Here is a 26,690-nt window from a genome sequence, read left to right as displayed (position 1 = left end):
GAGTGACAATGCAGATGAAAAGACAGGACGGCGCCTTGCCACGCGAGTCGGTGCTGGCGCAAGGCGTGCGCGTGGCGCTGGGCGCCCTGAGCGTGACGGCGGCGCTGGGCATGCTGGGCAATGGTGCGCAGGCGCAGGAGCAGGAGCAGGAGACAGAACCTGCGCCGAAAAAAATGCAGCGCGTGGAGATCACGGGGTCGGCCATCAAGCGCCTGGAATCGGAAACGGCGCTGCCCGTGCAGATCATCACGCGCGCCGCAATCGAAAAGGCAGGCGTGACGACGGCGGCCGAGCTGATGGCGCGCGTGTCGGCCAACGTGGGCGGCCTGACGGACGGCGCCAGCATCAACGTGGGCGGCGACCAGCGCGGCTTCAACAGCGCCAACCTGCGCGGCGTGGGCACTTCGTCGACCCTGGTGCTGCTCAATGGCCGGCGCATGGCCAACTTTGCCTCGCCCGGCGACGATGCGGGCGTGGACCTGAACAACATCCCGGCCGCCGCCCTGCAGCGCGTGGAAGTGCTGCTCGATGGCGCATCGGCCCTGTACGGCACGGACGCCATCGGCGGCGTCATCAATTTCATTACGCGCAAGGATTACCAGGGCGTGGAGCTGAACGTCTACGGCAGCCGCACCGATGAAGGGGGCGCGGGCAAGCGCACGGCCAGCATCACGGCCGGCACGGGCGACCTGGCGGCGGATGGCTACAATATCTTTGCCGTGGTAGACCTGCAAAAAACGGACGGCCTGCGCTCCTCGCAGCGCAAGTTCATCCCGAACCTGCAGATTCCGCAGCGCCTCGGGCATTTGCTGTCGAACTTTACCAGCCCGGCGAATATCCGCCTGTCCAGCGCCCAGCGCGAGCACCTGCAGGACAACGGCTTCCCGCTCAATGGCCAGCCGATCACCAACCGCCAGATCAATTTTGGCATTCCGAACTGCGCGCCGCCGGCCAATTTGTACCTGCCGGCGGGCACGGGTGGCGTCGATGCCTGTACCTATAACTATATGGGCGACACGGAGCTGTATCCGAAGACGGACAAGCAGAACCTGCTCACGCGCGGCGTGCTGAAATTGAATAACGTTCACCAGCTGTATGCGGAAGTGGCGCTGAGCCGCTCGCGCAGCCATTACGTGGGGTCGTCGGCGCGCGTGATCGGCTACCTCGATTACAGCAAGGTGCCGCAGCTGGCCAATGCGGGTTTCGACACGCTGATTGATGAAGATGGCAAGCAGGTGGAGCGCGAACTGGAACTGCGCATGCGGCTGAACGAGGCGGGCATGCGCACCAGCCAGCTGACCAGCGAGAGCCAGCGCTACGTCGTGGGCGCCACCGGCACGCTCGCCGGCTGGGATTACGACGTGGGCTTCAATCACAGCGTCAATGTGGTGAAGGACCGCGATACCCACGGCTATGTCTTGTACGACAAGCTGCAGGCAGGGATCGCGGCCGGCGACATCAATCCCTTCGGGCCCTCCAGCGCGAAAGGCCGGGCGCTGCTCGACAGCATCCAGGTCGACGACGAGGTGCGCCATGCGCGCGGCGTCATGGACTCGCTCGATTTCAAGGTGTCGCGCGCCTTGATGCCCATGGGCGGCGGCGACATGGCGCTGGCCGTGGGCGGCGAAGTGCGGCGCGAACGCACCGAGTTCCGTCCATCGGCGCTGCTCATGAGCGACAACATCAGCAACGATGCGGCGCCGGAAGGCGGCAGGGGTACCAGCGACAGCCGCAATGTACAAGCCGTCTACGGCGAATTGCTGCTGCCGTTGACCAGGCAATGGCAGGCGCAGTTGTCAGGCCGCTACGACCATTACGAGCAGGTGGGCGGCGCCCTCAGTCCCAAGGTCGGCCTGACCTACATGCCCAGCAAGCAGGTGCTGCTGCGCGCTTCGGCCGGCAAGGGCTTCCGCGCGCCGTCGATGTCGGACTTGCACCGTCCCACCGTCTACAGCAGTACGGCGACCCTACCCGATCCCGTGCTGTGCGCCACCGTCGACAACAATTATGCCGATTGTGCGCAAGACTGGGATACGCGCCGCTACAGCAACGACAAGCTGAGACCGGAACGCAGCCGCCAGTTCTCGGTGGGCCTGGTGCTCGAACCGAGCCAGCACTGGACCTTCAGTGCCGATTACTGGAACATCAGGCGCACGAACCTGATCAGCGAAATCGGCGACGACATCATCCTCGGGAACCTGGCCAAGTACGGCAACCTCGTGCACCGCAACGAGGACAATGAAATCGACTATATCGAGCTGCGCAAGGAAAACCGCGGTGCGCAAAAAGCTGCGGGCATCGATATCACGGCAGACCTGCATGGCGTGCAAACGGCGTGGGGACGCTTTGGCGGCCACCTGAGCGGCACGTATGTGCTGGGCTCAAAAATCCAGACCAGTCCCGGCGACGATTTCATCAGCAATCTCAATCGCTTCGTCACGGACGGCGTGGTGCAGCGCTGGCGCCACACGATCACCCTCGATTGGGATAGCGGCCCGTATTCGGCCAGCCTGTCGAACACGTATTCGAGCGGCTACCGGGATCAGAACTCGGCCATCAACATCGATGACGGCAGCGTGGTCAAGCCGAACCGGGTGAAGGCGTACACCTTGTGGGACATGTCGGCGGCCTATGCGGTCAGCCAGCAGTTCAAGCTGCGCGCGGGCATACAGAATCTGTTCAATACCAGTCCGCCATACTCGAACCAGGCCTATTTTTTCCTGTCCGGCTATGATCCCAGCTACACGGACCCGCGCGGCCGGCGCTTCTATGCGAGCGCCAATTACAGCTTCAAGTAAAAAAAGTCGGGGATGCCGCAACAACGCTGTCATATGCGGCAGGTAGTATCGTCGTTCGGTGGAGTTGGGTTGCAAGCAGCAGTTTGGCAGCAAGGGCGCGCGCCGGTATCGACAAGTGCGCACCACTTTTCTTGTATTCGAAAGGCACCATGAAATCATCTTCAAGCCTGTACCACACCTTCCGCGCCGCGCTGCTGTTCGTGCTGGCATTGTGCAGCGTCCATGCCGTGGCGGCGCCGGCCGGCAGTGCCATCGGCAGCGCGCCGCAGGGCACTCTCGTCATCATCGGCGGCGGCCTGCGCGCCGACAATGCCGAAGTCTGGCAACGTATCGTCAAGCTGTCGGGCGGGCCGGGCGCGCGCATCGCCGTGCTGGCGTCGGCCGCGATGAACCCGGAAAAATCCGGTGAAAACATCATCAAGAAACTCAATCAATATGGCGCCGAGGCCTTTTTCGTGCCGCTGGCCGTCAAGCTGGCCAATCGCGATTACCGCAAGGCGGCCGAAGACCCTGCCATCGTCACGCAGATCAAGTCGGCCACCGGCATCTATTTTGCCGGCGGCGACCAGGGGCGCATCACGCAAGCCCTGCTGCGCCCGGACGGCAGCCGCACGGCCGCGCTGGAAGCCATCTGGTCGGTCTACCGCAACGGCGGCGTGATCGCCGGTTCCAGCGCCGGCGCGGCCATCATGAGCACGACCATGTTCTACGATGCCAAACCCGTGCTCGACATGCTCAAGATGGGCGTGACGGATGGCCGCGAGATCGCGCCGGGCCTGGGCTTCATCGGCAGCGACGTGTTCGTCGACCAGCATCTGCTGGTGCGTGGGCGTTTTGCCCGCATGATTCCCGTGATGCTGAAAAAAGGCTATCACCTGGGGCTGGGCATTGATGAAAACAGCGCCATGGTGGTCGACGCCATGCGCGACGTGGAAGTCATCGGCTACAGCGGCGCCCTGCTGATCGACCTGTCGGGCGCCATCAGCGACCGTGGTGTGAAAAATTTCAATATCAGCAACGCGGCCATCAGCTATCTGGACCGTGGCGACAAATTCAATCTTGTCACGCGCGTGTTTACGCCGTCGCCGGACAAGGCCGACAACAAGCTCGATCCGAACCAGCCCGACATGCGCGAACCTGTGTTTACCAACGATATCCTCGGCAATAACGCCGTGCTGGACCTGATGGGCAATTTGATCGACAACGCCCAGCAGGAAGCCATCGGCATCGCCTTCGGCAATCCGCGCGACCCGTACCCGGACCTGGGCTTCGAGTTCCGCTTCAGTAAAACCGTCAACAGCGTCGGCTACAGCTCGACCGAGGCGGAAGCGTACTCGGTGCTGAAGCTGCGCCTCGATATCCGCCCGATCCAGCTGCGCCAGCCCCTGTACCGCTACAAGTAAGTGGCGCGTTAGCGCCGCCAGCGCGGCCACGCGGCGACCGTCAGGGCCCGCAGCAGCCACTCGACAGGGCCATAAGCGTGGCCGCGCAGCCACCAGCGGCTCAATGGCAGCTGCGCGCCAAAGATGATGGCGGCCAGCGCCAGGGCACCGAGAGGCGAGACGCTGCCCATCAGCCGCGCGCCATACGCGAGGAACAGCACGGCGCAGATGGCCGACTGCAGCAGGTAGTTCGACAGGGCCATGCGGCCTGTATCGGCCAGCAGCGCAAACAGCGTGCCGTCGCGCAGACGCTCGAACAGAGATAGGGCTAATGCCAGGTAGGCGCCCGCCAGCAGCGGAGCGGTGGCCAGTCCCACGGCCAGTCCCGCCACCTGCCATGCCTGGCTGTCGCCATACACGGAGGTCCACGCATAGAAGGCGGCGCCGGGCAATCCCGCCAGCGTGCCGGCCCGCAGCAGGCGGCCGCGCAGCGGCAGATAGTCGCTCGCATGCAGCAGCATCTCGCGCTTGCCGGCGGCCAGGCCGCACAGGAACATGGCCAGCGCACACGGGGCCTGCACCAGCAGCAGGACGAGCCAGATGTCATTGAGTTCGCGCAGGTGCTGATGGACGACGGCGGCTGGCGTGGCGCGGTAGGCGGCCAGCGCGCTTGCCGCCTTTTGCGCCATCGCCACGGCCAGCTGCGCGGCGTCGCCCGGCGGCTGCAGGCTTTGCAGCCAGGCCATGCCTGCCCAGAATGCGACGCAGACGGCGACGAGCACCAGCGCCAGGGACAGTGCCTGGCGTTCGCCGCAGCGGTGCAGCGCCAGCAGCACGATGCCCAGCAGAGCATAGGTGGTCAGTATGTCGCCATGAAACAGGAACACGGCGTGCAGGGCGCCGATCAGCCACAGGCCCGCTTGCCGGCGCAGCATGCGCGGCACGAATGGCGCACCGGCACGCGCTGCCGCCTGCAACTGCAAGGTGAAGCTGTAGCCGAACAAAAAGGAAAACAGCAGGTAGAACTTGGTTTCGAACAGCAGGGCGACGAGGAAGTGCGTGGCGCGGTCCACGCCGCCGTGAAAGGCGGGATCGGTCAGACCCAGGCCGAACCAGGGCGTGGCGAAGGCGCCGATATTGACGACCAAAATGCCGAACAGGGCGCAGCCGCGCAGGGCGTCGACGTCGGCGATGCGCGCGGGCGGCGTACTCGGTGAGCTGCTCATGGCGGCGCTCATGCCAGGGCAGGGCGCAGGAAGCGCGCCAATAACAGGTGCAGGCTTGCCCGCTGCGCCAGCGGCGCGTAATCGGGATCGACGGCGACCCGGTTGAAGATGCCATCGATCAGTGCGGCGATCCAGCCGGCCGTTTGCGCGGGGTCCAGCGCGGCGTCGACCTGGCCCTGCGCGGCCGCCTCTTCGAGCAAGGTTTGCACGCCGCCGCGCAGGCTGGCGTCGTTGCGCGCCACCCTGGCCGCGATGTCCGTATCGCGCATCGCCTCGGCGGCGATGTCCAGCGCCAGTCCCGCAAAGTCCGCGTCGGCCGCCAGCGCCAGCACCACGTCCATGAAGTCGAGCAGGGCGCCGTAGGCATCGGCACTGCCTTGCACGCCCGCGAAATAGGCGGCCGTCTCGCTGCCCTCCTGGTCGACGATGGCGGCGATGATCGCTTGCTTGGTGGGGAAGTAATGAAACAGGTTGCCGGGGCTCATGCCCGCCTGCGCACAGATGGCGGCGGTGCTGGTCTGGTGAAAGCCCTTGTGCGCGAAGCAGTGGCGCGCGGCGGCGAGAATGGCGTCGCGGCGTGCCGCGTGTTTATCTGGATCGATGGTGCGCATGGACTTACCTTTAATTAATCGACTGGTCAGTCTAATATAAACCGATTGCCTTGCCGGGTCAAGCTGGCCGCTTTGCACGTCCGCTTCCTGTCGCTACAATGTGCCGCAGCGGTTTTCCCCGCGCCTGCCGGCAGGCCCGCCGATTGTTTGGAAAACCGATCCCTTCACCTGTTTTTCTACCGTTTTAGGAATGACATGCAGCAGACCCCGATTCGATCCTTCCTTTGCGCGCTGGCGCTGGCCGCCGGCATCGCCCCTGCCGCGCAAGCGGCCAGTGCCGCCCAGCCGGCCACCATGCGCCTCGATTACCAGCACAGCGGCAATGCGCTGGGCGAGCATTATGCGGTCGAGCGCGTGCTGGTCGAGCCCCTGCCATGGGCGGGCAACCTGGCGCGCCCCATCGATGACAGCAACCGCGGCAACAATATGCTGGAAGTGGTCGACATCAAGTCGGGCAAGGTGCTGTATTCGCGCGGTTTTTCCACCATCTTCGGCGAATGGGCCAGCACGGATGAAGCGAAAACCACCACGCGCGCGTTCCAGGAATCCGTGCGCTTCCCGCAGCCCGAGCAGCCCGTGCGCGTGCGCATCCTCAAGCGCGACGAGCGCGGCCTGTTTTCCATTGTGTGGAGCACGGACGTTGATCCGGCGGCGCAGGACGTGATACGCAAGCAGCCGCCGGCGCCCGTCAAGCCGATCCCGATCCGCATCAGTGGACCTTCCAGCGACAAGGTCGACCTCTTGATCATGGGCGATGGCTATACGGCGGCCGAAATGGCCAAGTTCGAAGCGACGGCGCGCAAATTGGCCGAGCATCTTTTCACGGTGTCGCCGTTCCGCGAGCGGGCCAATGACTTCAATGTGTGGGCCATGGCCGTGCCGACGCTGGAGTCGGGCGTGTCGCGTCCTTCGACGGGCGTGCATCATGCGTCGCCCTTGGGCACGCGCTACGATATCTTCGGCAGCGAGCGTTACGTGCTGACGACGGACAACCGCGCATTGCGCGACCTGGCGCAGTACGCGCCGTATGAATTCATCGAAATCCTCGTCAATAACGATACCTACGGCGGTGGCGGCATCTTCGGCCAGTTCAGCACGGCGGCGGCCAACAGCGACTGGGCCAACTACCTGTTCGTGCACGAATTCGGCCACCATTTCGCCGGCCTGGCCGACGAGTACTACACTTCGCCCGTGGCCTATCAATCGAATGGCGAGCGCCAGGAACCGTGGGAACCGAACGCCACGGCGCTGCGCGATCCGGCCAAGCTGAAATGGAAAAACCATGTGAAGGCGGGCACGCCGCTGCCGACGCCATGGCCGAAGGAGGCGTACGACAGCCATGCGCGCGAATACCAGAAGCAGCGCGCGGCTTTGCGCGCGGCCAACCGCCCGGAAAGCGAAATGAGCACCTTGTTCAAGGCCGACCTGGCGTACACGCAGCAGCTGTTCTCGAAGGCGCCGCAGCGCCATGCGGTGGGCGCCTTCGAAGGCGCGCACTACGAATCGTCCGGCTATTACCGGCCCGAGATGCAGTGCATCATGTTCGACCGCAGCGAGACGTTCTGCTCCGTATGCCAGGATGGCATCAGCACCATCATCGATTTGTATTCGCGTCCTGCCCCGGCGCCAGGCAAATAAGGCCGCTCCTGTCATTTCAGTAGTGCATGGGGCCATGTTGCATCGCAATAGCATGGCCCTGATTTTTCCCGCTTCCCGCCTGGCGCCGCGCGCCAAGTCGCCCCACCGCTTGTTTCCCAGGCAATCCCCCTTCTTTTTGTGCGGCCGATTTTCTGTGCGCCAGCCCCACGATGTTGTCAAACAAGCACTGCGATTCGCTTGCTTGTCAATTAGTTCATTTAAATAATATTGATGTAGAATTTGATGTATATCAATGTTGCATTGCCGCAATCGCACTTATAGTTGACCTAGCTCAAAACGATAAGCATGCGGACCGGACTCATCGCGAATCACGTATCTAAATGCTGTAGAGTAATTTTCGCCCTGTACCAGTTCCCCGAGAATGCACTGGTGCCGGCCTCGAATTTCAGTGACGGAAGCCGATTCATGAAGATGCAGACCCCCGCGCCTGACGCGTGCAGTACCCTCCATCCCCACACTCCGATTGCCTTGCCGTATGCGCGTGCTGGCGGCGTTACCCTGGCCATGTGCGCCGCCGCCATGCGCGCCGGCGCCGTGCGTAGCGTGCATGCGGCCACGCCGTGGCCCGCCCTGCGTCCAGTCCCGGCATGACGGCCCCCTTGCAGCAGCTGCCTTTGCAGGGCAAGCGGGGCCTAGTGGTGGGCATCGCCAACGCGCAAAGCATCGCCTGGGGCTGTGCCAGCGCCCTGCGCGCGGCCGGCGCGGAACTGGCCATCACCTGGCTCAATGACAAGGCGAGAACGCACGTGGAACCGCTGGCGCAGCAAGTGCAGGCGTCGATCATGGCGCCGCTCGACGTGGCCGTGCCGGGTCAATTGGAGGCGCTGTTCGCGCAGATCGAACGGCAATGGGGACGCATCGACTTCGTCGTCCATTCCATCGCCTATGCGCCGAAACACGATTTGCATGGTCGCGTGACGGACAGTTCCGCCGACGGTTTTGCGCAGGCGATGGATGTCTCCTGCCACTCCTTCATGCGCATGGCGAAACTGGCCGAACCGCTGATGCCGGACGGCGGCAGCTTGATGACCATGAGTTATCTGGGCGCCGAGGAAGTCATCGCCGACTACGGCCTGATGGGGCCCGTGAAGGCGGCGCTGGAAGCGTCCGTGCGTTACCTGGCCGCCGAACTGGGCCCGCAAGGCATCAGAGTCAACGCCATTTCGCCGGGGCCACTGGAAACGCGGGCCGCTTCCGGCATCGCCCATTTCGACCGCCTGATGGCCGACGCCATCGAACGTTCGCCCATGCGCCGCCTGGCCACCATCGAGGACGTGGGCGCGCTGTGCGCCTTCCTCGCCGGCGACGGCGCGCGTGCCATCACGGGCGGCACCCTGTACGTCGATGGCGGCTACAACATTCTGAATTGACTGGAAGATGATGACCATGGCTGTTTTTACCTTGCCACACCGCGCCATGCTGGCCGCCCTGGCAGCCACGCTGGCCCTGGCCGGCTGCGCCTCGATGGCGCCGCCGTATGCGCCACCGCCGCTGCCCGTGGCGGCGCAGTATCCGGAAACCGATCCGGCCGGCGCGCACGCGCCCGACGTCGCCTGGCAAAGCTACTTTGCCGACCCGCGCCTGCAGGCGCTCATTGCGCAGGCGCTGGCCAGCAACCGCGACATCCGGATTGCCGCCCTGCGCGTGGAAGAGGCGCGCGCCGCGTATGGCATCCAGCGCGCGGAGCAATTTCCCACCATCGCGCTGGGCGCCTCGGGCAGCCGCGCACGCGTGCCAGATGATCTGAGTCCGACGGGCCGCGCCATGACCAGCGCGCAGTACCAGGCGGGCTTGAACGTGAGCGCCTGGGAACTCGATTTCTGGGGCAGGGTGCGCAGCCTGAAAGACAGCGCGCTGCAAACCCTGCTGGCCAGCGACGAGGCGCGCCGCGCCGTCGGCGTGGCCCTCGTCGCGCAGGTGGCCAATGGCTACCTGGGCTTGCGCGAACTCGACGAAAGGGTGGAACTGGCGCGCGCCACGGTCGACAGCCGCGCCGAATCGCTGCGCATCTTCACCCGCCGTTTTGAAGTGGGATCGATTTCCAAGCTGGACCTGACGCAGGTGGAAACCCTGCTTAGCCAGGCCCTCTCGCTGTCGGCCCAGCTGGAACAGGCGCGCGCCGTGCAGGCGCACGCGCTGGCCCAGCTAGTGGGCGGCCCCGTCGATCTGACGCCGGTGGCTGCTGAGGTGCGCCGCTTCGACGACGCCAACGTGCTGCAGCCGCTGCATGCGGGCTTGCCCTCGGCCTTGCTCACGCAGCGCCCCGACCTGATCGCGGCCGAACACCAGTTGCGTGCCGCGCAAGCCAATATCGGCGCCGCGCGCGCCGCCTTCTTCCCGACGATTTCACTGACGGCCGCCTACGGCACGGCCAGCGCGGAATTGAACGGTTTGTTCGACTCGGGCAGCGGCGCCTGGAATCTCGCGCCGCGCCTGGTGCTGCCGATCTTTGACGCGGGCCGTTTGCGCGCCAATATGGAACTGGCCGAGGTGCGCCGCGACGTGGCCGTGGCCAATTACGAAAAGAGCGTGCAGGGCGCGTTCCGCGAAGTGGCCGACGCGCTGTCGAACCGGCGCTGGCTGGCGCTGCAGGTTGACATCGGCAAGACGACGTTGGCCGCGCAGAGCGAACGGGCACGCCTGGCCAAGCTGCGCTACGACAATGGCGCCGCGCCCTACCTGGAGGTGCTCGACGCGCAGCGCGACCTGCTGACGGTGGAGCAGCAGCTGGTGCAGACGCGCCGCGCTCTGCTCTCGAGCCAAGTCAGCCTGTATGCGGCCCTGGGCGGCGGCGCGCCCGTCGCCGCCGCCGCCGCTTCCACCCACTAATTTGATCGCCCCGATACCATGAATGCTCAACTGAAGAAAAAACTCATCCCCGCGGCGCTCGTCGTGGCCGTTCTCGTGCTGGGCTATGTGGCCTGGCAAAAAATGCGTCCCACCGGTCCTGGCGAAGGTTTTGTCAGCGGCAATGGCCGCATCGAAGCGACGGAAATCGACGTCGCCACCAAGCTGGCCGGCCGGGTCAAGGAGATCCTCGTGCGCGAAGGCGACTTCGTCAAGGCGGGCCAGCCGCTGGCCACCATGCAGGTGGACTCGCTGGCGGCCCAGCGCGACGAGGCGCGCGCGCGCCAGCAGCAGGCATCCGATGCGGTGGTCGGCGCGCAGGCGCAGGTGGCCGTGCGCGAGAGCGACAAGGCGGCCGCGCTGGCCATGGTGGCGCAGCGCGAAAGCGAACTCGATGCGGCCAAGCGCCGCCTGGCCCGTTCCGAAACCCTGTCCAAAGAAGGCGCGTCCTCGGTGCAGGAACTCGATGACGACCGCGCCCGCGTGCGCAGCGTGGCCGCCGCCCTGAATGCGGCCAGGGCGCAGGTGACGGCGGCGCAGGCGGCCATCGACGCGGCCAAGGCGCAGGTGGTCGGCTCGCGTTCCGCCGTCGTGGCGGCCGAGGCGACGACGGCGCGCATCGATGCCGACCTGGCCGATGGCCAGCTGGCGGCGCCGCGCGACGGCCGCGTGCAATACCTGGTGGCGCAGCAGGGCGAAGTGCTGGCCGGCGGCGGCAAGGTGCTCAACCTGGTCGACCTGTCGGACGTCTACATGACTTTCTTCCTGCCCGAGACGGCGGCCGGCAAGGTGGCGCTGGGCGGCGAAGTGCGCATCATCCTCGACGCGGCACCCCAGTACGTGATTCCCGCGACGATCTCGTTTGTCGCCGCCAGCGCGCAGTTCACGCCAAAAACCGTGGAAACGGCCAGCGAACGCCAGAAGCTGATGTTCCGCGTGAAAGCGCAGATCAGCCGGGAGCTGCTGCAAAAGCATCTGGCGCTGGTGAAAGTGGGCTTGCCCGGCGTGGCCTGGGTGCGTCTCGATAACAAGCAGGCCTGGCCCGCTGAATTGACGGCGAAGGTCCCGCAGTGACCATGGACGTGAACAATTCTGTCGTCAGCATTCGCGGCGTCAGCCAGCATTACGGCAAGACGGTGGCGCTGGACGGCATTGACCTCGATGTGCCGGCCGGTCGCATGGTGGGCTTGATCGGCCCCGATGGTGTGGGCAAATCGAGTTTGCTGTCGCTGGTGGCCGGCGCGCGCGCCGTGCAGCAGGGCACAGTGATGGCGCTGGGCGGCGACATGCGCGATGCGCGCCACCGCGACGACGTCTGCCCGCGCATCGCCTACATGCCGCAAGGCCTGGGCAAGAATCTGTATCCGACCCTGTCGGTCGAGGAAAACCTGCAGTTTTTCGCGCGTCTGTTCGGCCACGACGCGGCCGAGCGCCGCCGCCGCATCGACCAGCTGACCCGCAGCACGGGCTTGCAGCCGTTCCTTGCGCGCCCGGCGGGCAAGCTGTCGGGCGGCATGAAGCAGAAGCTGGGCCTGTGCTGCGCGCTGATCCACGATCCCGACCTGCTGATTCTCGACGAGCCGACCACCGGCGTCGATCCGCTGGCGCGCGCCCAGTTCTGGGACCTGATCGCCGGCATCCGCGTGCAGCGCCCGCAAATGAGCGTGATGGTGGCCACGGCCTACATGGACGAGGCGCAGCGCTTCGATTGGCTGGTGGCCATGGATGACGGCAAGGTGCTCGATACGGGCACGCCGGCCGAACTGCTGGCGCGCACGGACAGCGGCAACCTGGAAGCGGCCTTCATCAAGCTGCTGCCCGAAGCGAAGCGCGCGGGCCACCAGCCCGTCGTCATCACGCCGCTCGATGCCGCCAGCGCGCAGGACGTCGCCATCGAGGCGCAGGACCTGACCATGCGCTTCGGCGATTTTACGGCCGTCGACCATGTGAATTTCCGCATCGGCCGCGGCGAAATCTTCGGCTTTCTGGGCTCGAACGGCTGCGGCAAGTCGACCACCATGAAGATGCTCACGGGCTTGCTGCCGGCGACCGAGGGCAAGGCCTGGCTATTCGGCAAGCAGGTCGATTCCAGCGACATCGATACGCGCCGCCGGGTCGGCTACATGTCGCAGGCGTTCTCGCTGTACAGCGAACTGACGGTACGCCAGAACCTCGTGCTGCACGCGCGCCTGTTCCACGTGCCAGAGGGCGAGATACCTGCGCGCATCGACGAGATGGCGCAGCGCTTCGACTTGCGCGCTGTGATGGACGACTTGCCCGATAGCCTGCCGCTGGGCATACGCCAGCGGTTGTCCTTGGCAGTGGCCATGGTGCACAAGCCGGAAATGCTGATCCTCGACGAACCGACGTCCGGCGTTGACCCGATCGCGCGCGACAATTTCTGGCGCCTGATGATCGAGCTGGCGCGGCGCGACCACGTCACCATCTTCATTTCCACCCACTTCATGAACGAGGCCGAGCGCTGCGACCGTATCTCGCTGATGCATGCGGGGAAAGTGCTGGTCAGCGATGCGCCGGCCGAACTGGTGCGCAAGAAGGGCGCGCCCTCGCTGGAAGCGGCTTTCATCGCCTACCTGGAAGAGGCGGGCGGCGGCACGGCGCCGGCGGCGCAGGAAAGCGAGGCGCCCGTGCAGAAGGCGGAAGCGGTCGCACCGCAACAGGAGCGTAGGCGCAGCCGTTTCAGCCTGGGCCGCATGCTCAGCTACATGTGGCGCGAAACTTTGGAATTGCGCCGCGATCCCGTGCGCCTGACCCTGGCGCTGGGCGGCTCCGTGCTGCTGCTGTTCGTCATCGGCTTCGGCATCAGCCTCGATGTGGAAGACTTGAGTTACGCGGTGCTCGACCACGACCAGACCACGTTGAGCCATAATTACACGAACAACCTGGCCGGCTCGCGCTATTTTATCGAGAGAGCACCGCTGCGCGACTATGCCGATATCGACAAGCGCATGCGTAGCGGCGAACTGTCGCTGGCCATCGAGATCCCGCCCGGCTTCGCGCGCGACGTGCAGCGCGGCGCTCCTGCCCAGGTGGGCGCGTGGATCGACGGCGCCATGCCGATGCGCGCGGAAACCGTGCAAGGCTACGTGCAGGGCATGCATCAGCTGTGGCTGGCCGACCAGGCCTTGCACCGCTATGGCATCACGATGAGCAACCCCGTCGCCATCCAGACGCGCTACCGCTACAACCCCGACGTGAAAAGCCTGCCCGCCATGGTGCCGGCCGTGATTCCCTTGCTGCTGCTGATGCTGCCGGCCATGCTGGCGGCGCTGTCCGTCGTGCGCGAAAAGGAACTGGGTTCCATCATCAACCTGTACGTGACGCCCGTCACGCGCCTGGAATTCTTGCTTGGCAAGCAGGTGCCCTACGTCGTGCTGGCCATGTTCAACTTCCTTCTCATGGCGCTGCTGGCGGTGACCGCCTTCGGCGTGCCGGTCAAGGGCAGCTTGGCGACCCTGATCGGCGCCACCTTCATCTTCAATATCTGCGCTACCGGCATCGGCCTGTTCGCCTCGACGTTTACGCGCAGCCAGATCGCGGCGCTGTTCGTGACCATGATCGGCACCATGATCCCGGCCATCCAGTTTTCAGGCCTGCTCAATCCCGTTTCGTCGATGGAAGGCGTGGGCAAGGCCATCGGCCTGATGTACCCGGCCACGCACATGCTCAATATCAGCCGCGGCGTGTTCAACAAGGCGCTGGGACTGGGCGACCTGCACGCCTCGTTCTGGCCATTGATCATCGCCATCCCCGTGATCCTCGGCGTGACCGTGGCGCTGCTGAAGAAGCAGGAGAGCTGATATGCGCCACCTTGAAAACATCTACCGCCTGGGCGTGAAGGAAATCTGGAGCCTGATCCGCGACCCGATGATGCTGATCCTGATCCTCTACACGTTTACTTTGGCGATCTACGTGGCCGCCACGGCCAAGCCGGAAACCCTGCACATGGCGTCGATCGCCATCGTCGACGAGGATGGCTCGCCGCTGTCCGGACGCATCGCCTCGGCCTTTTTTCCGCCCCAGTTCACGCCGCCGGCCATGATCAATCAGAGCCAGGTTGACGCGGGCCTCGACGCGGGCCAGTGCACCTTCGTGCTGACGATTCCGCCCAAGCTGCAGGCCGACGTACTGGGCGGGCGCCAGGCGGAACTGCAGCTGAACGTGGACGCCACGCGCATGAGCCAGGCCTTCAGCGGCAGCGGCTACATCCAGCAGATCGTCGCCGGCGAGATATCGGAATTCGCCAAGCGCTACCGGGGCGCAACCGTCTCGCCCGTGGAGCTGGTGATGCGCGCGCGCTTCAACCCGTCGCTGAGCCAGGCCTGGTTTGGCTCGCTGATGGAGCTCATCAACCAGGTGACGATGCTGTCGATCATTTTGACGGGCGCGGCGCTGATCCGCGAGCGCGAACACGGCACCATCGAGCACTTGCTGGTGATGCCCGTGACGCCTGCCGAAATCATGCTGGGCAAGGTATGGTCGATGGGCCTCGTGGTGCTGCTGGCCGCCGCCTTGTCGCTGAACCTCGTGGTGCGCGGCATGCTGCACGTGCCCATCGAAGGCTCGATCGCGCTGTTCCTGTGCGGCGCCGCGCTGCACCTGTTCGCCACCACGTCGATGGGTATTTTCCTCGCCACCGTGGCGCGCAGCATGCCGCAGTTCGGCATGCTCTTGATCCTCGTGCTGCTGCCGCTGCAGATGCTTTCGGGCGGCAGCACGCCGCGCGAAAGCATGCCTGAACTGGTGCAGAACATCATGCTGATCGCCCCGACCACGCATTTCGTCGAATTGAGCCAGGCGATCCTGTACCGGGGCGCCGGCATCGACGTGGTGTGGAAACCGTTCCTGGCCCTGCTGGCCATCGGCACGGCCCTGTTCACGTTTGCCCTTGCCCGTTTTCGCAAGACCATCAGCCAGATGGCGTAGCTCCCGCGCCGGAATGGTCCGGCGTTTTTTGCATGAAAAGGATAGCCATGAAAACCGAAGCTGCACCATTTTTCTCCACCGGCGGCTTGCCGTCGCTGGGCGTGCTGGGCGACTATGCGCGCGATTCGTGGCAGCGCATCGTGCTGTACGCGGACGTGATGCGCCGGCGCGGCAACCAGTACCAGGAACACATGGCCGAGGAAGTGCCGAACGTGCTCGACTTCCCCGCCGAACTGGTGATGTCGGGCCTGGAACTGGCGCGTCCCGTCAACTACGGCCTGGCGCGCATCCTGACGCCCGATGCGCCCGAACCTGATCCATCGAAGCGGCCCTTCGTCGTCGTCGATCCGCGCGCCGGCCATGGTCCCGGCATCGGCGGCTTCAAGGCCGAGAGCGAGATCGGCGTGGCCCTGCGCGCAGGCCATCCATGCTACTTCATCGGCTTCCTGCCCGATCCCGTGCCGGGACAGACGGTGGAAGACGTGATGCACGCCGAGGCGGCCTTCCTGGAAAAAGTCATCGCCCTGCATCCGCACAGCGAGGGGAAACCCGTCGTCATCGGCAATTGCCAGGCGGGCTGGCAAATCCTCATGACGGCGGCCATGCGCCCGGAATTGTTCGGTCCCATCATCGTGGCAGGCGCGCCCGTCTCGTACTGGGCCGGCTGGCATGGCCGCAATCCGATGCGCTACGCGGGCGGCCTGATGGGCGGCAGCTGGGCCACGGCGCTGGCGGGCGACCTGGGCAACGGCCGCTTCGACGGCGCCAGCCTGGTGCAAAATTTCGAGAAGCTCAACCCGGCCAACACGCTGTGGAGCAAGCAGTACAACTTGTACGCGAACATTGATACGGAAGCGCCCCGTTACCTGGAATTTGAAAAATACTGGGGCGGCCACGTCTTCCTCAACGACGTCGAGATGCAGTACATCGTCGACAATCTGTTCATCGGCAACCGCCTGGCCACGGCCGAATTGATCACTTCCGACGGCGTACGCCTGGACTTGCGCAATATCCGTTCGCCCATCGTCGTGTTCTGCTCGAATGGCGACAACATCACGCCGCCGCCGCAGGCGCTGGGCTGGATCACGGACCTGTACCGCGACGACAAGGACGTGCTGATGCACGACCAGACCATCGTCTACGCCGTGCATGACAGCATCGGCCACCTGGGCATCTTTGTATCGGCCAAGGTGGGGCACAAGGAACACCAGAAATTCGCCAGCAATATCGACTTGATCAACCTGCTGCCGGCCGGTATCTACGAAGCGCGGATCGTCGACAAGACGCCCGACACCCCGAACGCCGACCTGGCCAGCGGCGACTACGTGCTGCAGGTCGAGCACCGCGGCATCGACGACGTGCGCGCCATCGTGCAGCCGAGCGTGGAAAACGACCGCAAATTCGCCGCCGCCGCGCGCGTGTCCGAAGTGAACCTGGCCCTGTACCGCACGTTTGCGCAGCCGTGGGTGCGCGCCATGGTCACGCCGCAGACGGCGCGCTTCCTGCAGCTGGCACACCCGCTGCGCGTGTCGTACGAGCGCTGGACCGACCACAATCCGCTGGCCAGGCTGGTGGCCAGGGAGGCGGAAAAAGTGCGCGCCCACCGCCAGCCGGTAGCGCCCGACAATCCGCTGCTGGCCATGCAGGAAGCGATCTCCGGCGCCATCACGGCCGGCTTGAACGGCTGGCGCGACTGGCGCGATACGGTACAGGAAACCACCTTCGACCTGGTGTACGGTTCGCCGCTGGTGCAGGCGCTGACGGGACAGGCCATCGGCGATACGACGCCGCCGCGTCCCCATCCCGGCATCTCGCCCGAGCATTGCGAATACGTGCGCTGCGAAACGCGCAAGATGGACGAGGACATGCAGCGGGGCGGCCTGGTGGAAGCGGCCGTGCGCGCGCTGTTCTATATCTACCGCTTCCGCATGATCGCCGACGAGCGCAGGGTCAACCTGGCCCTCAAACTGATCAAGCCGCAATACCGGCAGGACGTCGGCATGGAGGAGTTCCGCGGTATCGTGCGCCAGCAGGCACGCCTGATGCTGCATGATTTCGATGCGGCCATCACCGCCTTGCCGGCCTTGCTGTCGCGCGCCGACCCTGACGACATCGGTGCGCTGGCCGAGTGGCTGCAGCAAGTGCTGCAAGTGCCCGAGGCGCCGACGCCGGACGAGGAAGCGAGCCTGCAGCAGATGCTCGATGTTTTCGACCGCGCGGTCAAGGCACAGGCGAAGGCGCTGCCGCCGGACGCGCGCACATCCGCTGTCGGCCCGAAAGCCAAACCGGCCAAACACATTACCCCTGTATAGAAGACCACGATGACTACTTCCCAAGACGATGATTTGAATATCGTACGCAACCGCACCTTCGACCAGATCGCCATCGGCGACACGGCCAGCATCACGCGCACCCTGAGCATGGACGATATCGCCCTGTTCGCGGTGATGTCGGGCGATGACAACCCGCAGCACCTCGATACGGAATTTGCCGCCGCCACCCGCTACCAGGGCGTGATCGCCCACGGCATGTGGGGCGCGTCCCTCATTTCCGCCGTGCTGGGCACGCGCCTGCCCGGCGCCGGCACCGTCTACACGGGGCAGACTCTGCGCTTTTTGCAACCGGTGCGCGTGGGCGATACCCTGGCCATCAGCGTCACCGTCACGGCGCTCGAGCCGCGCAGCCGCCACGTGACGCTGGCTTGCCGCTGCGTCAACCAGCTTGGCGCCGTGGTGCTTGAGGGCGAGGCGCAGGTGATCGCACCCGCCGAGCAGATCGAGCGGGCGCGCGCCACCTTGCCCGAAGTGCGCCTGCATAACGGCGACGGCACGCGGCGCCTGCTCGAGCACGCGCGCACTCTGGGACCGATCAGGGTGGCCGTGATCCACCCTTGCGATGAACTGAGTCTGTCCGGCGCGCTCGACGCGCATGCGGCCGGCCTGATCACGCCCGTGCTGGTGGCGCCGCGCGCGCGCCTGGAAGCGGTGGCGTTGGAGGCTGGCCTGAGCCTGGAAGGTATCGCCATCGAGGATGTCGAGCATAGCCATGCGGCCGCCGCGCGCGGTGCCGAACTGGCGGGCAAGGGCGAAGTGGAAGCCTTGATGAAGGGCAGCCTGCACACGGATGAACTGATGTCGGCCGTGCTGTCGGCCAGCGCCGGGCTGCGCACCAAGCGGCGCATCAGCCACTGCTTCCTGATGCAGACGCCCGCGTATCCGCGTCCCTTCATCATCACGGATGCGGCCATCAATATCGCGCCCAACCTGGCCATGAAGGCCGACATCGTGCGCAACGCCATTGACCTGGCCCACGTGATCGGCGTGGCCTGTCCGCGCGTGGCCATCCTGGCTGCCGTGGAAACGGTGAATGCGGACATGCCCGCCACCCTGGACGCGGCCGCCCTGTGCAAGATGGCCGACCGTGGCCAGATCACGGGCGCCATCCTCGATGGCCCGCTGGCTTTTGACAATGCCGTGTCGATCGCCGCCGCCACCGTCAAGGGCATCGTCTCGGAAGTGGCGGGCCGCGCCGATATCCTGCTGGTGCCCGACCTGGAAAGCGGCAACATGCTGGCCAAGCAGCTCGAATACATGGGCGACGCGGACAGCGCCGGCATCGTGCTGGGCGCGAAAATTCCCGTCATCCTCACCAGCCGCGCCGACTCGCGCGCCAGCCGCATCGCCTCGTGCGCCATCGCCGTGATGCTGGCCAACCATTACCGGAGCACGCCGCCATGAACGCACCAATCACACATGCCGATGGCGCCCTGATCCTCGTGCTCAATTGCGGTTCGTCGAGCATCAAGTTCGCCCTGTTTGAGCAGGCGGGCGGCGTGCTGCCGCAGCAGGCGCAATGGAGCGGCAAGGTCGAAGGCATCGGCCGCGAAAACGCCACCTACCGCGCCGGCGGCCTGCCTGCCGTCGCCCTGCAGCTCGATCCGCAGCAGCCGCATCATGCGGCGCTCGAATACATCCGCGCACAAGTGGTGGCGCAGCTGGACGGGCGCCCCTTGCGCGCCGTGGCGCACCGCGTGGTGCATGGCGGCAGCAAGTATTTCGCCCCCGTGCGCATCGATTTTGCCGTGCTGGCCGACCTGAAAAGTTATGTGCCGCTCGCGCCCCTGCACCAGCCGTTCGCGCTGGAAGCCATCGAAGTGCTGCTCGAATCGCGGCCCGACATCGCCCAGGTGGCGTGCTTCGACACGGCCTTCCACCACACGGTGCCGCAGGTCGAGCAGATGCTGGCCCTGCCTTACGATGCGTGGGAGCGGGGCTTGCGTCGCTACGGTTTCCACGGCCTGTCATACGAATACCAGTCGCTGGTGCTGGAGCAGCGTTTTGGCGCCGTCGCGCGCGGCAAGGTCATCGTGGCTCACTTGGGCAGCGGCGCCAGCCTGTGCGCGATGGAGAATTTGCACAGCGTGGCCACCACCATGGGCTTTTCGGCGCTCGATGGCCTGATGATGGGCACGCGCTGCGGTTCGCTCGATCCGGGCGCCGTGATCTACCTGATGGAGATCGAAAAACTGTCGCTGGAAAAAGTGGCGCACGTGCTGTACCACGAGTCGGGCTTGCTGGGCGTATCGGGCGTGTCGGCCGACCCGCCGGTCTTGCTGGCGCAGCAGGACCGGCAGGATGCCACGGGCGAGCGCATCCGCGCCGCGCTGGCTTTATATATCCGCCGCATCGTGCGCGAGATCGGCGCCCTGACGGCCGTGCTCGGTGGGTTGGACATGCTGGTGTTTACGGCCGGTATCGGCGAACACAGCGCTGAGCTGCGCCAGCGCATCTGCGACGAGCTGGGGTTTATCGGCCCCGTGCTCGACGGGGAGGCCAATGCGCGCAATGCCAGCCGTATCTCCACCGATGCCAGCCGCATTGTCGTGGGCGTGGAGCCGGCCAACGAGGAATGGGTGGCTGCCCGCCACGCGGCGCTGGCCGTGGGCGCATGAGGAACTGAGACCTGCATCGCACCCAATGGGAAATTTGCTGATTTGCACATATTTTCCGTTGAGTGCGCTAACGCACTGTGTGGTTTGCCGGATATCTTTACTATGAAGTCATGCCATTGCGCTACATCAAGAAACAGCGCGATGCCTGGCAAATTTTGAACATTTTGCCCGCCTTTAGTAAGAATAAAATTAAACCATATTGAAAGGTCTCATCATGAACAAATTACTCGCCACCCTGATCGCTACCCTGTTTGCCACCGCTGCCATCGCGCAAACGTCGCCAGTGACCCCAGCCGTTGCCAGCGCCCAGGCGTCTGCGCAGCATGACATCAACAAGGCTGCCAACAAGGAAGCCAAAGTCGATGCCAAGGCTGACGCCAACGTCGCCAAGGCCGAAATGAAGGCCGACGAAAAGAAAGCCGACGCCCAGCACAAGGCGAACAAAACCAAGGCCAAGGCCCACGACAAAGTGGTCGATGCCGATCCGGAAGACAAGATGAAGGCGCAGGCCAAGGCTGACAAGGCTGCCGCCAAGGCCGATGCGAAAGCGGGTAAAACCGCCGTGAAAGCGGACGCCAAGGTCGCCAAGGAAAAAGTGGAAGCGAACCAGGATAAAGCCATCGCCGCCACCAAGACGGAAGAAGCCAAGGCCAAGGCCGACGCTGAAGTCAAGGCCGCCGCCGCCAAGTAATGCACCGTTTGCAGGCCACGGCCTGCAAGCCAAAAAGACAGCTTCGGCTGTCTTTTTTTTCGTCCGCCACTTTTGCCTGGCACCGCTTGCCAGTCTTGATCTCGCGCAAGTGCTCCTCTTTTCGCCGTGCCATAGTGAATTGGCAAATAGACGAAGGAGACATCATGAGCACCGCTAAAACGAAAAAAACGCCGGCCACCAGTTCGGCCGAAGACATGCCAGCCATGCCGGTCGAGGGCGATGTGCAGGCCGATGCCCAGGCGGCGGATGCCATGCCGGGGCCGCGCCTGGGCGTGTCATACGCGGACCAGGCGGCGCTCACCCAGGGCGCGGCAGCCGTGTATGCCGGTGCCATGCCGGGCGGCGGCATGCAGCAGCCATCGCAGGGCATGGCGGGCGCCAGCTGCATGCAGGTGGGCGTTGGCGGCGGCATGGGAGGCGATGGTGGCGGCATGGGCGGTGATGGAGGACAGGGCGGCGGGCAGGGGGGCGGCACTCCGCAGAAGCGCACCTGCGCCACGATGGACGTGCATCGCCGCCTGCTCACCGAAGATCCGGCGTACGCGAACGTGCGCGCCGATATTGAAAACCTGGCGGGACTGTACGAGGGCGACGCCAGCATTGCCGGGCGTTCCGGCGTGACGCACATTCCGGTGGTGGTGCACGTGGTGTGGAATACGGCCGAGCAGAATATCTCGGATGCGCAGATCGCCAGCCAGATCGATGTGCTCAATCGCGACTTCCGGCGCGTCAACCCCGATGTCAACAGCACGCCGGCGCCATTCCTGCCGTTGACGGCCGATGCGCGCGTGGAGTTTGCGCTGGCCACGACCGATCCGCATGGCGCGGCCACCAGCGGCATCGAGCGGCGCCAGACGACGGTAGCCTCGTTTGGCGCGGACGATGCCGTCAAGTCGCAGGCGACGGGTGGCATGGATGCCTGGCCGGCCGACAGTTACCTCAATATCTGGGTATGCCAGTTGGGTGGCGGCTTGCTCGGTTACGCGCAGTTTCCCGGCGGCCCGGCCGCCACCGATGGCGTGGTGATCCTGCAATCGGCCTTTGGTACGATGGGCACGGCGGCGCCGCCGTTCCACCTGGGGCGCACGGCAACGCATGAAATCGGCCACTGGCTGAATTTGAACCATATCTGGGGCGACGACGGCACCGGATGCTCGGGCACGGACAACGTGGCCGACACGCCGAACCAGGGCGGGCCGAACACGGGCCAGCCTTCGTTTCCCCAGGTGTCGTGCAATAACGGACCGAATGGCGACATGTTCATGAACTACATGGATTATGTCGACGATCCCGCCATGTTCATGTTCACGGCGGGCCAGGTGGCGCGCATGCAGGCTTGCCTCGATGGCCCGCGCGCCAGCATCGGCACGGGGGGCGCAGGTACGGGCGCCACGCCGCGCCAGAGCTCCTCGTCCGTCGTGGCCTGGGGGGCAAGCCGCCTCGATGTCTTCGTCGTTGGCATGGACCGCGCCCTGTATCACAAGGCCTGGAATGGCACGGCCTGGGCGCCGTCCGTCAGCGGCTATGAAGCCCAGGGCGGCATCTGCACCAGTGCGCCGCAAGTGGTGTCGTGGGGGCCGAACCGGCTCGACGTGTTCGTCACGGGCACCGACAGCGGCTTGTTCCACAAGTGGTGGAACGGCACGGCCTGGGGACCGTCGCTGACCGGCTATGAAGCGATGGGCGGCCTGTGCGTGGGCGACCCGCGCGCCGTGGCCTGGGGGCCGAACCGCCTCGACGTGTTTGTCGTCGGCACGGACCGCGGCCTGTATCACAAATGGTGGAACGGGTCCGCCTGGGGGCCGTCGCTGACCGGGTACGAAGCCATGGGCGGCATCTGCCTGGGCCAGCCGGAAGCTGTGGCCTGGGGGCCGAACCGCCTCGATGTCTTCGTCGTCGGCATGGACCGGGCCCTGTACCACAAGTGGTGGGACGGCACGGCCTGGGGACCGTCGCTGACGGGCTATGAACGGCTGGGCGGCATCTGCACCTCGTCGCCGAAGGCCGTGGCATGGGGGCCGGACCGTCTCGACGTCTTCGTCACGGGCACCGATGGCGCGCTGTACCACAAGTGGTGGGATGGGTCGAAATGGGGGCCTTCCAACGATGGTTTCGAACGGCTGGGCGGTATCTGCGTGGGCGAGGTGGAAGCCGTGTCGTGGGCGCCGGACCGGCTCGACCTGTTCGTCATCGGCACGGACAGCGCCCTGTATCACAAGGCCTGGAATGGCACGGCCTGGTCGCCTTCCCTGAGCGGCTTTGACAACCTGGGCGGCGTGTGTACTTCGCGTCCGCGCGCCACGGCCTGGGCGTCGGACCGCCTCGACGTGTTTGTCACGGGCACGAATGGCGCGCTGTTCCACAAGGCTTGGAACGGCACGGCCTGGTCGCCCTCCGTGACGGGCTATGAAAACCTGGGCGGCGTGGTATCGTGCTTCTGAGGGAGGGATCGCCATGCATGGCATGACAACGGCACTGCCCAGCGGCAGCTGGACGCACTCGTTCGAGGAGGATGCGGACGGCATCGAGGTGTACCGGCCCACGGCCACGTTTGTCTTTCCTCCCAGCCGCAAGGGGCGCAAGGTGCTGGAATTCGGCGCGCCCGCCGGCGCCATGGCGCAAGGGGCGGCGACCTTGACGCCGATGGCGCCCGGCCCCGACGACCGGCCCCGCGCCGGCCCCGTGACCCGGCTCGTACCCCTGGGCATGGGCCGTTATGCGCTCGGTGATGGCGCCGGGGCGCAGGACGTGATCGATATCGTCGAAGCGACGCCCGACGTGCTGCGCCTGGCGCGGCGCTAAGGCTGGCCGCGCAGCTTGTGCGCAAGCGCCGTGCGGTTGCCCACGTCCAGCTTCTGATAAATCGCGTGCAGCTGGTTGCGCACGGTGGCCGGCGACTTGCCCAGTTCCCTGGCGATGCTTTTGTAGGGCAGACCTTCGGCCGCCATGGCCGCCACCAGCCGCTCGGCCGGTGTCAAACGCTGCATGGCGGCCTGCCTGAAACGTTGTTTGTCATCGCTGTTCTCCTGTCCGTGGGCGGCATGCCGGTGGCATGCCTGCAGGGATAACGAGAGCACGGGGCGTATCTGTAAAACTATTTTTCCTGCTTCGATACGCTGCGATAGGCGAAAAAAAAAGACAGGCGAACCTGTCTTTTCGTGTAGCGCGATGGTGATCAGCCGATGGCCGCCATCGACACCGGTTTCAGCTTGGCCGCCAGCGCCTTGCCTTTCTTGGCGCGCTTGCCGAAGTGGTCGGCCAGGGCCGTGGCGCCCAGCGACGCATCCTGCGGTTTCGACGCCCGGCCGATGCCGGAGACGACCACGCCGCGCTGGGTGATCGGCTGCACGGCCAGCAGCTTGTCCTTGGCATCGAGGTCGATCAGCTTGACGCCCGTGCCGCCCTTGGACAGGGTCTTCATTTCATCGAGGCCGAACACGAGCAAGCGCGCGCCTTCCGTCAGGCAGGCCAGGGCGCTGGCCGCTTCGGCGATGACTTTCGGTTCGAGCGGCACGTCGCCGTCATCGAGGGTGATGAAGGCCTTGCCGCCTTTCAGACGGCTGACCATGTCGCCCGCCTTGGCGATGAAGCCGTAGCCGGCGCTCGACGCCAGCAGCAAATTGGTGGCGCCATTGCCCGCAAAGTAGTGCAAGATGCGCACGGCATTGCCCGGGGTACCGCCGCTCAGGTCGCACAAGGTCGTGATCGGCACACCGTCGCCGCGCGCGTTGGGCAGCGCCGAAACGGGAACCGAGTAAATCTTGCCGTTGTTGCCAAAGCCCAGCAGGGTGTCGACCGTGCGGCACTCGAAGGCGCCATGCAGGCTGTCACCGGCCTTGAACGTGAATTGCGCCGCATCGTGGCCGATGCCGGTACGCGCGCGCACCCAGCCTTTTTCCGAAATGATGACGGTGACCGGTTCATCGACGACTTTCTGTTCCGCCACGGCTTTCTGCGCTTCCTCGATCAGGGTGCGGCGCGCGTCGCCGAACTGCTTGGCGTCCGCTTCGATTTCGCGGATGATGGCGCGCTTCATCGAACCCGGGTTGTCGAGCAGGTCCTGCAGCGACTTTTCTTCCCTGCGCAGCTCGGCCAGCTCCTGCTGGATCTTGATCGTTTCCAGGCGCGCCAGCTGGCGCAGACGGATTTCCAGGATGTCGTCGGCCTGGCGTTCGGACAGGTTGAACGCGTCGATCAGGGCCGCCTTCGGTTCATCCGAATTGCGGATGATCTGGATCACCTTGTCGATATTGAGCAGGATCGCTTCGCGCCCTTCCAGGATATGGATGCGGTCCTTGACCTTGCCCAGTTTATAGCCGGTGCGGCGCGTGACGGTCTCGAAGCGGAAGTCGATCCACTCGCGCAGGATGTCGCCCAGGCCTTTCTGGCGCGGACGGCCGTCGCCGCCTATCATCACCAGGTTGATCGAGGTCGACGATTCCAGCGACGTATGCGCCAGCAGCATCAGCATGAATTCCGTCTGGTCCTGGTTCTTCGACTTCGGCTCGAATACGAGGCGCACGGGAGCGGCGCGGCCCGATTCGTCGCGGATGGTGTCGAGCGAATTGAGGATCAGCGCTTTCAGGGCCACCTGGTCCGGCGACAGCGCCTTCTTGCCCAGTTTGATCTTCGGATTCGTCAGCTCCTCGATTTCTTCCAGCACTTTTTGCGACGAGGTGCCCGGCGGCAGTTCCGTCACGACGGCTTGCCACTGGCCGCGCGCCAGCTCTTCGATCTTCCAGCGCGCGCGCACCTTCATGCTGCCACGGCCGCTCGCGTACATGTCCTGGATTTGCGATGGCGGCGTGATGATCTGGCCGCCGCCGGGGAAGTCGGGGCCGGGAATGATGGCCATCAGCTCGGCGTGCGTCATCTTCGGATCGCGGATCATGGCGACGGCCGCTTTCGCCACTTCGGCCAGGTTGTGCGACGGGATTTCCGTCGCCAGGCCTACGGCGATGCCGGAGGCGCCGTTCAGCAGCACCATGGGCAGGCGCGCCGGCAGCAGTTTCGGTTCTTCCGTCGAACCGTCGTAGTTGGGCTGGAAGTCCACCGTGCCCATGCCGATTTCATCCATCAGCAGCTTGGCGATCGGCGTCAGACGCGCTTCCGTGTAACGCATGGCCGCAGCACCGTCGCCGTCGCGCGAGCCGAAATTGCCCTGGCCGTCGATCAGCGGGTAGCGCAGCGAGAAATCCTGCGCCATGCGCACGAGCGCGTCGTACACGGACTGGTCGCCGTGCGGATGCAATTTACCGAGCACGTCGCCGACCACGGCCGCCGATTTGCGCGGCTTCGCCGTGGAGTTCAGGCCCAGCTCGTTCATCGCATACAGGATGCGGCGCTGCACGGGCTTTTGGCCGTCGCACACGTCGGGCAGGGCGCGGCCCTTGACGACGGAGATGGCGTAATCGAGATAGGCGCGCTCGGCAAAGGTGGACAGGGTCAGCGCTTCGCCGTCGAATACCGGTTCATCCGGCTCGATCGGCTCAGGCTGGGCATCGTCAAATAAATTCGTTTGTGTGGACATGGCGCTTGTTTCGGTGTTGAGTGGTTG

General features: G+C 65.2%; 19 protein-coding genes. 15 read left to right on the top strand and 4 right to left on the bottom strand.

Features of this window, described 5'->3' with window-relative positions:
* Nucleotides 1–8: 8 nt before the first annotated feature.
* Both KO538_RS07835 and KO538_RS07830 read left to right on the top strand, forming a co-directional pair.
* Nucleotides 9–2,798, top strand: a complete 2,790-nt coding sequence (locus KO538_RS07835) for a TonB-dependent receptor (RefSeq protein WP_219327955.1) — start codon at nucleotides 9–11, stop codon at nucleotides 2,796–2,798.
* 149 nt (nucleotides 2,799–2,947) lie between these two features.
* The gene (locus KO538_RS07830) at nucleotides 2,948–4,201 is read left to right on the top strand and encodes a cyanophycinase (RefSeq protein ID WP_070301465.1); all 1,254 of its coding nucleotides are present in this window, start codon (nucleotides 2,948–2,950) and stop codon (nucleotides 4,199–4,201) included.
* A gap of 8 nt (nucleotides 4,202–4,209) precedes the next feature.
* Here the strand turns inward: KO538_RS07830 and KO538_RS07825 are convergent, their stop codons facing one another.
* Together KO538_RS07825 and KO538_RS07820 are read right to left on the bottom strand one after the other, a co-directional pair.
* Nucleotides 4,210–5,406, bottom strand: a complete 1,197-nt coding sequence (locus KO538_RS07825; RefSeq protein WP_257620218.1) for a DUF418 domain-containing protein — start codon at nucleotides 5,404–5,406, stop codon at nucleotides 4,210–4,212.
* Nucleotides 5,407–5,414: 8 nt separating this feature from the next.
* Nucleotides 5,415–6,017 carry a TetR/AcrR family transcriptional regulator gene (locus KO538_RS07820; RefSeq protein WP_034746440.1) on the bottom strand — a complete coding sequence of 201 codons (603 nt, stop codon included), beginning with the start codon at nucleotides 6,015–6,017 and terminating at the stop codon, nucleotides 5,415–5,417.
* 195 nt (nucleotides 6,018–6,212) lie between these two features.
* On the opposite strand from KO538_RS07820, the gene KO538_RS07815 reads away from it, so the two are divergent.
* The 13 genes from KO538_RS07815 to KO538_RS07755 all read left to right on the top strand — a co-directional run bounded on the left by KO538_RS07815 (nucleotide 6,213) and on the right by KO538_RS07755 (nucleotide 23,935).
* Nucleotides 6,213–7,655, top strand: a complete 1,443-nt coding sequence (locus KO538_RS07815) for an IgA Peptidase M64 (RefSeq protein ID WP_219327953.1) — start codon at nucleotides 6,213–6,215, stop codon at nucleotides 7,653–7,655.
* A 426-nt stretch (nucleotides 7,656–8,081) separates the two neighbouring features.
* The gene (locus tag KO538_RS07810) at nucleotides 8,082–8,267 is read left to right on the top strand and encodes a hypothetical protein (protein WP_128141876.1); all 186 of its coding nucleotides are present in this window, start codon (nucleotides 8,082–8,084) and stop codon (nucleotides 8,265–8,267) included.
* On the top strand, nucleotides 8,264–9,046 hold the full coding sequence (gene fabI, locus KO538_RS07805) for an enoyl-ACP reductase FabI (protein ID WP_219327952.1): 783 nt from the start codon (nucleotides 8,264–8,266) through the stop codon (nucleotides 9,044–9,046). The genes KO538_RS07810 and fabI overlap by 4 nt, the downstream gene beginning before the upstream one ends.
* A gap of 10 nt (nucleotides 9,047–9,056) precedes the next feature.
* Entirely contained in the window at nucleotides 9,057–10,505 is a 1,449-nt protein-coding gene (locus KO538_RS07800) for an efflux transporter outer membrane subunit (protein WP_219328151.1), read from the top strand.
* 18 nt (nucleotides 10,506–10,523) lie between these two features.
* Nucleotides 10,524–11,597: an HlyD family secretion protein gene (locus tag KO538_RS07795; protein ID WP_219327951.1), complete on the top strand. Its 1,074-nt coding sequence runs from the start codon at nucleotides 10,524–10,526 to the stop codon at nucleotides 11,595–11,597.
* Nucleotides 11,598–11,599: 2 nt separating this feature from the next.
* Complete coding sequence (gene rbbA / locus KO538_RS07790; protein WP_219327950.1) at nucleotides 11,600–14,344, top strand: ribosome-associated ATPase/putative transporter RbbA; 2,745 nt, start codon at nucleotides 11,600–11,602, stop codon at nucleotides 14,342–14,344.
* 1 nt (nucleotide 14,345) lies between these two features.
* The gene (locus KO538_RS07785; protein ID WP_219327949.1) at nucleotides 14,346–15,470 is read left to right on the top strand and encodes an ABC transporter permease; all 1,125 of its coding nucleotides are present in this window, start codon (nucleotides 14,346–14,348) and stop codon (nucleotides 15,468–15,470) included.
* A 47-nt stretch (nucleotides 15,471–15,517) separates the two neighbouring features.
* Nucleotides 15,518–17,782 (top strand): DUF3141 domain-containing protein, encoded by a 2,265-nt coding sequence (locus tag KO538_RS07780; protein WP_219327948.1) that lies wholly within the window; start codon nucleotides 15,518–15,520, stop codon nucleotides 17,780–17,782.
* Between the two features lie 9 nt (nucleotides 17,783–17,791).
* The gene (locus tag KO538_RS07775; RefSeq protein ID WP_219327947.1) at nucleotides 17,792–19,207 is read left to right on the top strand and encodes a bifunctional enoyl-CoA hydratase/phosphate acetyltransferase; all 1,416 of its coding nucleotides are present in this window, start codon (nucleotides 17,792–17,794) and stop codon (nucleotides 19,205–19,207) included.
* Nucleotides 19,204–20,421: an acetate/propionate family kinase gene (locus tag KO538_RS07770; RefSeq protein ID WP_219327946.1), complete on the top strand. Its 1,218-nt coding sequence runs from the start codon at nucleotides 19,204–19,206 to the stop codon at nucleotides 20,419–20,421. Before KO538_RS07775 ends, KO538_RS07770 begins: the two co-directional genes overlap by 4 nt.
* Nucleotides 20,422–20,635: 214 nt before the next feature.
* Nucleotides 20,636–21,112: a hypothetical protein gene (locus KO538_RS07765; protein ID WP_072455019.1), complete on the top strand. Its 477-nt coding sequence runs from the start codon at nucleotides 20,636–20,638 to the stop codon at nucleotides 21,110–21,112.
* A gap of 164 nt (nucleotides 21,113–21,276) precedes the next feature.
* Nucleotides 21,277–23,574, top strand: a complete 2,298-nt coding sequence (locus KO538_RS07760) for a M43 family zinc metalloprotease (protein ID WP_219327945.1) — start codon at nucleotides 21,277–21,279, stop codon at nucleotides 23,572–23,574.
* Between the two features lie 13 nt (nucleotides 23,575–23,587).
* Nucleotides 23,588–23,935: a hypothetical protein gene (locus KO538_RS07755; protein ID WP_128141885.1), complete on the top strand. Its 348-nt coding sequence runs from the start codon at nucleotides 23,588–23,590 to the stop codon at nucleotides 23,933–23,935.
* On the opposite strand, the gene KO538_RS07750 is transcribed toward KO538_RS07755, so the two are convergent.
* On the bottom strand, nucleotides 23,932–24,120 hold the full coding sequence (locus tag KO538_RS07750; protein ID WP_034746472.1) for a helix-turn-helix transcriptional regulator: 189 nt from the start codon (nucleotides 24,118–24,120) through the stop codon (nucleotides 23,932–23,934). The genes KO538_RS07755 and KO538_RS07750 overlap by 4 nt on opposite strands.
* Nucleotides 24,121–24,308: 188 nt before the next feature.
* Nucleotides 24,309–26,663 (bottom strand): DNA topoisomerase IV subunit A, encoded by a 2,355-nt coding sequence (gene parC / locus KO538_RS07745; RefSeq protein ID WP_219327944.1) that lies wholly within the window; start codon nucleotides 26,661–26,663, stop codon nucleotides 24,309–24,311.
* Nucleotides 26,664–26,690: the final 27 nt, after the last annotated feature.

The sequence above is a fragment of the Janthinobacterium sp. NKUCC08_JDC genome (assembly GCF_019345575.1).
Taxonomy (GTDB): domain Bacteria; phylum Pseudomonadota; class Gammaproteobacteria; order Burkholderiales; family Burkholderiaceae_D; genus Janthinobacterium; species Janthinobacterium aestuarii.
Note: the sequence above shows the minus strand (reverse complement) of the source record. Positions and strands in the feature narration are given on the sequence as shown.

What these genes read in the sequence shown, in the direction of transcription:
- KO538_RS07770 (WP_219327946.1), top strand. Translation starts at nt 19,204, where the DNA reads ATGAACGCACCAATCACACATGCCGATGGCGCCCTGATCCTCGTGCTC.
- KO538_RS07810 (WP_128141876.1), top strand. Translation starts at nt 8,082, where the DNA reads ATGAAGATGCAGACCCCCGCGCCTGACGCGTGCAGTACCCTCCATCCC.
- KO538_RS07765 (WP_072455019.1), top strand. Translation starts at nt 20,636, where the DNA reads ATGAACAAATTACTCGCCACCCTGATCGCTACCCTGTTTGCCACCGCT.
- rbbA (WP_219327950.1), top strand. Translation starts at nt 11,600, where the DNA reads ATGGACGTGAACAATTCTGTCGTCAGCATTCGCGGCGTCAGCCAGCAT.
- fabI (WP_219327952.1), top strand. Translation starts at nt 8,264, where the DNA reads ATGACGGCCCCCTTGCAGCAGCTGCCTTTGCAGGGCAAGCGGGGCCTA.
- KO538_RS07785 (WP_219327949.1), top strand. Translation starts at nt 14,346, where the DNA reads ATGCGCCACCTTGAAAACATCTACCGCCTGGGCGTGAAGGAAATCTGG.
- KO538_RS07825 (WP_257620218.1), bottom strand. Translation starts at nt 5,406, where the DNA reads ATGAGCAGCTCACCGAGTACGCCGCCCGCGCGCATCGCCGACGTCGAC.
- KO538_RS07835 (WP_219327955.1), top strand. Translation starts at nt 9, where the DNA reads ATGCAGATGAAAAGACAGGACGGCGCCTTGCCACGCGAGTCGGTGCTG.
- KO538_RS07750 (WP_034746472.1), bottom strand. Translation starts at nt 24,120, where the DNA reads ATGCAGCGTTTGACACCGGCCGAGCGGCTGGTGGCGGCCATGGCGGCC.
- parC (WP_219327944.1), bottom strand. Translation starts at nt 26,663, where the DNA reads ATGTCCACACAAACGAATTTATTTGACGATGCCCAGCCTGAGCCGATC.
- KO538_RS07780 (WP_219327948.1), top strand. Translation starts at nt 15,518, where the DNA reads ATGAAAACCGAAGCTGCACCATTTTTCTCCACCGGCGGCTTGCCGTCG.
- KO538_RS07795 (WP_219327951.1), top strand. Translation starts at nt 10,524, where the DNA reads ATGAATGCTCAACTGAAGAAAAAACTCATCCCCGCGGCGCTCGTCGTG.
- KO538_RS07760 (WP_219327945.1), top strand. Translation starts at nt 21,277, where the DNA reads ATGAGCACCGCTAAAACGAAAAAAACGCCGGCCACCAGTTCGGCCGAA.
- KO538_RS07775 (WP_219327947.1), top strand. Translation starts at nt 17,792, where the DNA reads ATGACTACTTCCCAAGACGATGATTTGAATATCGTACGCAACCGCACC.
- KO538_RS07820 (WP_034746440.1), bottom strand. Translation starts at nt 6,017, where the DNA reads ATGCGCACCATCGATCCAGATAAACACGCGGCACGCCGCGACGCCATT.
- KO538_RS07755 (WP_128141885.1), top strand. Translation starts at nt 23,588, where the DNA reads ATGCATGGCATGACAACGGCACTGCCCAGCGGCAGCTGGACGCACTCG.
- KO538_RS07815 (WP_219327953.1), top strand. Translation starts at nt 6,213, where the DNA reads ATGCAGCAGACCCCGATTCGATCCTTCCTTTGCGCGCTGGCGCTGGCC.
- KO538_RS07830 (WP_070301465.1), top strand. Translation starts at nt 2,948, where the DNA reads ATGAAATCATCTTCAAGCCTGTACCACACCTTCCGCGCCGCGCTGCTG.
- KO538_RS07800 (WP_219328151.1), top strand. Translation starts at nt 9,057, where the DNA reads ATGACCATGGCTGTTTTTACCTTGCCACACCGCGCCATGCTGGCCGCC.